This window comes from Roseateles sp. (assembly GCF_046300915.1).
Classification (GTDB): Bacteria; Pseudomonadota; Gammaproteobacteria; order Burkholderiales; family Burkholderiaceae_C; genus Kinneretia.
Genome location: NZ_JBKCLH010000171.1, coordinates 1 through 2,602 on the forward strand (window position 1 = coordinate 1; position 2,602 = coordinate 2,602).

Genomic DNA, 2,602 nt, shown 5'->3' on the forward strand with positions numbered 1-2,602 from the left:
AAGGTCTCGCACCCCATCGTTTTCGGCCACTGCGTGCGCATCTTCTATCGCGAAGCGTTCGAGAAGCACGGCAAGCTGTTCGATGAGCTGGGCATCAATGTCAACAACGGCATGGTGGACCTCTACAGCAAGATCGCCTCCCTGCCGCAGAGCAAGCAGGACGAGATCAAGCGCGACCTGCATGCCTGCCACGAGCACCGCCCGGAGCTCGCCATGGTGGATTCGGCCAAGGGCATCACCAACTTCCATTCGCCGAACGACATCATCGTTGACGCTTCCATGCCGGCCATGATCCGCAATGGCGGCAAGATGTGGGGCGCTGACGGCCGCCTGAAGGACGTCAAGGCCGTGATGCCCGAGTCGACCTTCGCCCGCATCTACCAGGAGATCATCAACTTCTGCAAATGGCATGGCGCCTTCGACCCCAAAACCATGGGCACCGTGCCCAATGTCGGCCTGATGGCCCAGCAGGCCGAGGAATACGGCTCGCACGACAAGACCTTCGAGATCTCCGAAGACGGCGTGGCCAATATCACCGACCTGGAGACCGGCGAGGTGCTGATGAGCCAGAACGTGGAGCAGGGCGACATCTGGCGCATGTGCCAGGTCAAGGACGCCGCCATCCGCGACTGGGTCAAGCTGGCCGTCAACCGCGCCCGCAACTCCGGCATGCCGGTGGTCTTCTGGCTGGATCAGTACCGCCCGCATGAGGCCCAGCTGATCACCAAGGTCAAGATGTACCTGCACGAGCACAACACGGCCGGTCTGGACATCCAGATCATGAGCCAGGTGCGTGCCATGCGCTACACCCTGGAGCGCGTGATCCGCGGCCTGGACACCATCAGCGCCACCGGCAACATCCTGCGCGACTACCTGACCGATCTGTTCCCCATCATGGAACTGGGCACCAGCGCCAAGATGCTGTCCATCGTGCCCCTGATGGCGGGCGGCGGCATGTACGAGACCGGTGCCGGCGGCTCTGCGCCCAAGCATGTGCAGCAGCTGGTGGAAGAAAACCACCTGCGCTGGGACTCGCTGGGTGAGTTCCTGGCCCTGGCCGTGAGCCTGGAAGACCTGGGTCTGAAGAATAGCAACCCCAAGGCCAAGGTGCTGGCCAAGACCCTGGATGCGGCCACCGGCAAGCTGCTGGACAACCGCAAGGGCCCCAGCCCCAAGACCGGTGAGCTGGACAACCGCGGCAGCCAGTTCTATCTGGCCCTGTACTGGGCCCATGAGCTGGCCGCCCAGACCGAAGACGCCGAGCTGGCCAAGCATTTCGCGCCCCTGGCCAAGAGCCTGAGCGAGAACGAGCAGACCATCGTCAAGGAGCTGGCCGAGGTGCAGGGCAAGCCGGTGGACATCGGTGGCTACTACAAGCCCGACACCGAGAAGCTGGCCACCGTGATGCGTCCGTCCAAGACCTTCAACGCCGCCCTGGCCGCCCTGCGCGGTTGAGGCAGCCGATTGCGGCCCCGTCTGCGGGGCCGTGATGCCGAGCGCGATGGCGCGCGAGCCCCCCGGGGCTTGCGCGCCTTTTTCTTTTCTGCAGCCGAAGCCCTGGCTTCAGTTCTCGTGCGCCATGCCCTGGACCAGGGTCTGGGCCAGGGCTCGCACGCTCAAGGGGGCGCAGCCCTCGGCATGGTTGCTGATGCTGATATAGGCCTTGTGGCCGGCGCCGGCCGTGCCGCGTATCACCCGGGCCAGGGCCTCACGGGTTTCGGGGTCGGGGTCCAGCATGCGGTCGAAGGCGCCGTACTTGCGGCCGGCGTCCTCATAGCCATAGGGGCCGTGCAGGCGGTTCAGGTTCCAGCGGCAGACCAGGGGGCCGGGCCAGAGCGCGCGCAGCAGGGGCAGCTGCTGGCTCAGCGGCGGCAGCTTGGGGTGCAGGCCCAGGCAGTAGGTGGCGCCGGTCTCGCGCAGCACCGCGGCAAAGTCCGGCGTGAGCCATTCGGGGTCGCGCACCTCCACGGCGATCACGCCCTCGGGCGTGGCGCTGCGCAGATCCGGCAGGGTGCGCAGCAGGCTGCGCAGGCGCTCCAGCTGCTCGGGCATGCGGGTGAGCATCGGGGGCGTGAGCGGGCTGAGCTGGAAGACCAGGGCGCCGATCTTGGGCCCCAGGCCCTCCAGCGCCGGCTGCACGAATTCCTGCAGGGCCAGCTCGGGATTCAGGAAGACCGGGTTGAGCTGTTGGCCCCGGCCGCTGCCCTCGGCGCGCACCTGGGCGTCGGCCACCAGGCTGGGCGCCTTGACCGTGAAGCGAAAGTCCGCCGGCACCTGGGCCGCATAGCGCTCGTACTGGCTGGCGCTCAAGGGGCGGTAGAAGCCGCGGTCCAGACTCACGCCGCGGTGCAGGGGATGCTGGGCATAGGCGGCCAGGCCGTGGCGCGAGAGCAGGCTCTCGGCATAGGCCTTGTCCCAGACCAGGCCGGCCCAGCCGGGATAGCTCCAGGAGGAGCCGCCCAGATGGATCTCGCGGGGCAGGGCGGCGGCCAGGGCGCGCAGGGCCTCATCCACGGGCTGGGGGCGGACCTTGAGGCCGGGGGTGGCCGGTGGCGATGCTGCCGGGGCCAGCGTGTCCTCGGGAAACAGGGCGTCTTGCATA

2 protein-coding genes are annotated in these 2,602 nt (G+C 67.4%); one reads left to right on the top strand and one right to left on the bottom strand.

All coding sequences use genetic code 11. The annotated features are described in order from the left end of the window. Nucleotides 1-1,455: NADP-dependent isocitrate dehydrogenase (locus ACK5F2_RS13110; protein WP_409865254.1), on the top strand; the 1,455-nt coding region annotated here is incomplete at its 5' end. A 108-nt stretch (nt 1,456-1,563) separates the two neighbouring features. Here the strand turns inward: ACK5F2_RS13110 and ACK5F2_RS13115 are convergent. Continuing rightward, a complete protein-coding gene (locus ACK5F2_RS13115; protein ID WP_409865256.1) occupies nt 1,564-2,601 on the bottom strand; it encodes a DUF72 domain-containing protein in 1,038 nt (345 codons plus the stop codon). Between the last annotated feature and the right edge of the window lies 1 nt (nt 2,602).

Bases quoted from the DNA above. Each gene is read 5' to 3' on its own strand.
- ACK5F2_RS13115 (WP_409865256.1), bottom strand. From the start codon at position 2,601: ATGCAAGACGCCCTGTTTCCCGAGGACACGCTGGCCCCGGCAGCATCG.